Below are 4,841 nucleotides of genomic sequence, written 5' to 3' on the forward strand. Positions count from 1 at the left end.
GTCTCGCTCGGGGTGGGCGAGGGCGTCTCGGTCGGCGTCGGGGCGACCGCCGCGCCCTGGTCGGTCCGCAGGTCGAACCGCGCGGAGCCGTCGGTCACGCCGAAGGTGTAGTCGGCCCAGATCTGCGCCGGGTAGCCGCCGCCGTTGATCCGTCCCTTGCCCGGGATGAGTCCGGTGGCCCCGCTGAGCGAGGCGTGCTCGTGGGTCTTCGGGTCCTCGCCGAACATGCCGACCGCGGTGACCAGGTCCGGGGTGTAACCGACGAACCAGGCCGACCTGTTGCCGTCGGAGGTGCCCGTCTTGCCCGCCACCTGCTGGCCGGCGCGTGCCGGGTTGTCCCGCACCGAGGTGCGCGCGGTGCCGTCGTCGACCACGCCGGTGAGGACCGAGGTGACGGTGTCGGCGGTGTTGCGGGTCAGGACCCGCTCGCCGACGGCGTCGGGCATCTCCACCGTGGTGCCGCCCTGCTCGGCCTTCTTGACCAGGGTCGGGGTGACCTCCAGGCCGTGGCGGGCGAGCGTCGCGTAGGCCCCGGCCATCTCCAGCGGGCTCGCGCCCATGGAGCCCAGCGTGTACGCGGGCAGCGGCTTGAGCTTCTCGGTCTTCATGCCCATCCGGCCGGCGGTCTCCAGCACCTCTTCCATGCCGACGTCCACGCCCATCTGGGCGAACACGGAGTTGACCGACTTGTTCATCGCGGTCTGCACGGGGATGTCGCCGTAGTTCACGTCGTCCTCGTTCGGCGGCGCGAAGGCGATGTCGCTGCCGACGACGGGCCGCTTGCTGGTGCCGTCGTAGATCGTGTTCGCGGTGATCTGCCGCGCGTCCTGGGTGGTCGCGCCCCGCTCCAGCGCCGCCGCGAAGATCATCGGCTTGAAGGTCGACGCGGGCTGGTAGTCGGTGCGGGTGGCGTTGCTGAAGTAGTGCTCCAGGTAGTCCTGGCCGCCGTAGAGGGCCACGATCCGTCCGGTCTTCGGGTCCACGGAGACCGCGCCGGCCTGGACGGCAGCGTCGACCTTGCGCTCCTTGGGGTCCAGCTTGCCGGTGAGCTGCCGCTTGACGGCCTTCTCCAGCGCCTGCTGCTTCTTCGGGTCGACGTTGAGCGTGATGTCCCAGCCCTGGCCCTCGACCTTGGCCTCGGCCTCCGCGGCGGAGATGCCCTCGGTCTCCATCAGCTGCCGCTGGAGTTCCTTGTTGGCCAGCTGCACCAGGTAGCCGGACTGGCCCTGGAGGCCGGCCGCGGGGCGCGGCTCCTTGGGCACCGGGAACTTCATGCCCGCGCGGTCGGAGGCGCCGAGCCACTTCATCTCGACCATGTTGTCGAGCGTGTAGTTCCAGCGCTCCTCGGCCAGCCGCTTGCCCGTCCTGGAAGCGATCGCCCAGTCGTACTGGTTGGGCGCCTGCAGCAGCGCGGCCAGGTAGGCGCCCTGCCGGACCGTGAGGTCCTTGGCGTCGACGCGGTAGTAGGCCTGGGCGGCGGCCTGGATGCCGTAGGCGCCGCGGCCGTAGTAGCTGGTGTTCAGGTAACCGGCGAGGATCTCGTCCTTGGTCATCTGCCGGTCCACCTTCAGCGCGATGACGACCTCCCGCATCTTGCGGGTGACGGTCTGGTCCTGCGTGAGGTAGTAGTTCTTCACGTACTGCTGGGTGATCGTCGAGCCGCCCTGCTTGCCCTTGCCCTGCGCGGTGTTCAGCAGGCCGCGGAGGGTGCCCTTGATGTCGACGCCGGGGTCCTTGTAGAAGGTCTTGTTCTCGGCGGCGACGAAGGCGTGCTGGACCGGCTCGGGCACCACGTCGATGTCGACGACGTCCCGGTTGACCTCGCCGCGCTGGGCGAGGACCTTGCCGTCGCTGTAGCGGTAGACGTTGCTCTGGCTCTGCGCCAGGGCGTTGCCCTCGTCCGGGACGTCCACCAGCAGGTACAGGGCTATCAGGGAGCCGATGCCGAGCAGGCAGACGCCGAGGAACGTGCCGAGCAGCTTCCGCCAGGTGAAGAACCTGCGTATGCCCCGTGGTCGGCGCGCACGTCGTAGATCAGCTCGCCCCATGGTCCTCTTCGCCCCGCTTCGCGTCGTTCGTCGTCCTGGCCCCGGCGGTCTCCGGTGGCACGGCCAGTCCCGAAAGGTACCCCGCACCCTGTGACAAAGGGGTGCCGATCCGGTCTTTTGGGGACGTGAGAATCAGCACCCGAATCTTTCAACTTCCATCGTTTCTGACGTCCCACGTGGCCGAACGGTTGCCCGGGACGGACCGGGGAGGGTTTCCCCGCACCGAAAAAGTGATATCACTTAGATAGAACATCAGCCGTCGCCGGTCGGTGACGCAGACACGAAACGGGGGCTCCCATGTCCAATCCCGCCGGTCCCGGCACTCCTCCTCCCGCCCCGCCGTCCCTCGGAGCCGTCGACGTGCCCGAGATGCCCCGGCCGAGCGTCCGGGAGTTCCCGGCCCGCTCCCTGGGCGGCGGCCTGGCGCTGCTGCTGGGTCTGCTCGGCGTGCTGGTCGCGGTCGGGCTGGGCTACCTGGGCGCCGAGAGCGCCTCCGGCGGCGCCCAGGTCGCGCTGATCGTGGTCGCGCTGCTGCTGGCCCTGCTCTCGCTGGCGGCGATGGCCGGGCTGAACATGGTCGCCCCCGGCGAGGCGCGGGTCGTCCAGCTCTTCGGCCGCTACCGCGGCACGGTCCGCGAGGACGGCCTGCGCTGGGTGAACCCGCTCACCACCCGCTCCCGGATCTCCACCCGGGTGCGCAACCACGAGACCGCCGTCCTCAAGGTCAACGACGCCTACGGCAACCCGATCGAGCTCGCCGCCGTGGTCGTCTGGCGGGTCGAGGACACCGCGCAGGCCCGGTTCGAGGTCGACGACTTCCTGGAGTTCGTCTCCACGCAGACCGAGGCCGCCGTCCGGCACATCGCGATCGAGTACCCCTACGACGCGCACGGTGAGAACGAGCTCTCGCTGCGCGGCAACGCCGAGGAGATCACCGAGAAGCTGGCCCTGGAGCTGCACGCACGGGTCGAGGCGGCGGGCGTCCAGATCATCGAGTCCCGCTTCACGCACCTCGCCTACGCCCCGGAGATCGCCTCCGCGATGCTCCAGCGGCAGCAGGCCGGCGCGGTGGTCGCGGCCCGGCGGCAGATCGTCGACGGCGCGGTCGGCATGGTCGAGTCCGCGCTCGCCCGGATCGCCGAGCAGGACATCGTGGAGCTCGACGAGGAGCGCAAGGCCGCGATGGTCTCCAACCTGATGGTCGTCCTCTGCGGCCACGGTTCCGTGCAGCCGGTGCTGAACACGGGGACCCTGTACCAGTGAGCGAAGGCGACGACGAGCGTCCGCCGGAGCCGCCCGGAGCCGCCCCCGAGGAGTCCGGCTCCGGGGACGGGCCACCGGCGCGGCGCCGGCGGACCGCCGAGCGCAAGCAGGTGCTGCTGCGGCTCGACCCGCTGGTGCACGACGCGCTGGCGCGGTGGGCGGGCGAGGAACTGCGGTCCGCCAACGCGCAGATCGAGTTCCTGCTGCGCCGCGCGCTGGCGGAGGCGGGCCGGCTGCCGAAGGGCGCCGGACCGATGCCCCGGCGGGGGCGGCCGCGCGGGGAGTGACCGCGGCCGCCCCCGTCCGGGGCGGCGGTCGTGCGTGCCGTGCCGGTGCGTGGCGTACGCGGCGCGCGCCGTTCCGGGCGCGCGCGTACCGGGGGCGGGCGGCGGCTAGAGGCCGTGCTCGCGCACGACCCGGCGGGTCTGGGCGAAGAGCATGCCGACGTTGACGGCCTTGCGGCACACGACGACGGCGACCACGTCCTGCTGCTCGGTCATCCTCACGAACAGGTGGGTCAGGTTGTCGCTGTTGACCAGGATCTCCTGGAAGAAGTGGTTGTCGCTCTGGACCCCGCGGCGCTCCTTGAAGATGTCCTCGATCATCACCACGGTGCGGCCCTGGAAGAGGTCCAGGGTGGCGCCGGCCAGCAGGTCCAGGACCTCCGGCGGATGGTTGTCGATGGTTTCGTAGGCCAGCAGCATGCCGGTCGCCATGTCGACGACGCCTGACGCGACGCAGTCGGGTGCCTCGTTGCGCAGGGTCTTGACCAGGCCCATCACCTGGTCCGAGAAGCCTGCCGTCGTTCTCGTGGTCATGCTGTCCGTCACATCCTCGCGCTGGTGGAATGGCTGGTGCGGGTGGTGCCGGTGAGAATCGACTCGATCCTGTCGACGGCGGGCAGCACCGCCGCGTTCAGGCGGTCGACGTCCACCCCCTCGTCCCCGAGCACGACCATCAGGGCCGTGTCCCCCACGGCGTAGAAGGCCGCGCAGCCGTGGCTGCCGTAGGTCACCGTGCGGCGGAGCACGCCGCGGTCGGTGGCGTCGGTGGTGCGGCGGGCGAGACCGAGGCCCGCGGCCGCGAGGGCGGCGAGGCCCTCCGGCTCGATCGACGCGGCGGTGTCCGCCGCGATCAGCAGTCCGTCGGCGGCGGCCACCGCCGTGTCGGTGATGCCGGTCACCTGCCGGCGCAGGTCCTGCATCTCCCTGGCCAACGCCTCGTGGTCCATGCCCGCTCCCCTGTCCCCGTTGCCGGTGGTCGTCTGTCCCCGTTGCCGGTGGTCGTCGTCTCGCGTCTCGTCATCGCGGAGGTTCGTCACCCATGCGGAAGAACCCTTTCCAGCCCGTCCCGCGGGTGCCGCGGCCCAGGGCCTCGGTGATCCCGCTGGCCCCGGGCCTGCGCCGGGGCAGCCCCTGGGGCGGGTCCGCGGGGTCCGCCCGGGCGCGCACCCCCGACGGCTCGGTGACGGGCGCCAGCGTCACCACGCCCTCCCACACGGGCCCGGCGCCGTCCCCGTCGCCCTCGCCC

At 71.3% G+C, this 4,841-nt stretch carries 5 protein-coding genes and 1 pseudogene; 2 read left to right on the plus strand and 4 right to left on the minus strand.

What is annotated here, in order from left to right:
* Positions 1 to 2,048 (minus strand): transglycosylase domain-containing protein (locus ACOV8S_RS15855; RefSeq protein ID WP_448318468.1); only part of this gene is annotated, 2,048 nt, incomplete at its 3' end.
* Positions 2,049 to 2,345: 297 nt separating this feature from the next.
* On the opposite strand from ACOV8S_RS15855, the gene ACOV8S_RS15860 reads away from it, so the two are divergent.
* Both ACOV8S_RS15860 and ACOV8S_RS15865 read left to right on the plus strand, forming a co-directional pair.
* Complete coding sequence (locus ACOV8S_RS15860; protein WP_448318469.1) at positions 2,346 to 3,311, plus strand: SPFH domain-containing protein; 966 nt, start codon at positions 2,346 to 2,348, stop codon at positions 3,309 to 3,311.
* Entirely contained in the window at positions 3,308 to 3,598 is a 291-nt protein-coding gene (locus ACOV8S_RS15865; RefSeq protein ID WP_448318470.1) for a hypothetical protein, read from the plus strand. The genes ACOV8S_RS15860 and ACOV8S_RS15865 overlap by 4 nt, the downstream gene beginning before the upstream one ends.
* Positions 3,599 to 3,703: 105 nt before the next feature.
* Here the strand turns inward: ACOV8S_RS15865 and ACOV8S_RS15870 are convergent, their stop codons facing one another.
* From ACOV8S_RS15870 to ACOV8S_RS15880, 3 genes and pseudogenes are all read right to left on the minus strand, one after another.
* Positions 3,704 to 4,129: a hypothetical protein gene (locus ACOV8S_RS15870; RefSeq protein WP_448318471.1), complete on the minus strand. Its 426-nt coding sequence runs from the start codon at positions 4,127 to 4,129 to the stop codon at positions 3,704 to 3,706.
* Positions 4,130 to 4,137: 8 nt separating this feature from the next.
* The gene (locus ACOV8S_RS15875; protein WP_382553048.1) at positions 4,138 to 4,542 is read right to left on the minus strand and encodes a roadblock/LC7 domain-containing protein; all 405 of its coding nucleotides are present in this window, start codon (positions 4,540 to 4,542) and stop codon (positions 4,138 to 4,140) included.
* Positions 4,543 to 4,612: 70 nt separating this feature from the next.
* Positions 4,613 to 4,841: pseudogene (locus ACOV8S_RS15880) on the minus strand (hypothetical protein); the annotation flags it as partial.

This window comes from Streptomyces sp. CO7, assembly GCF_053474865.1.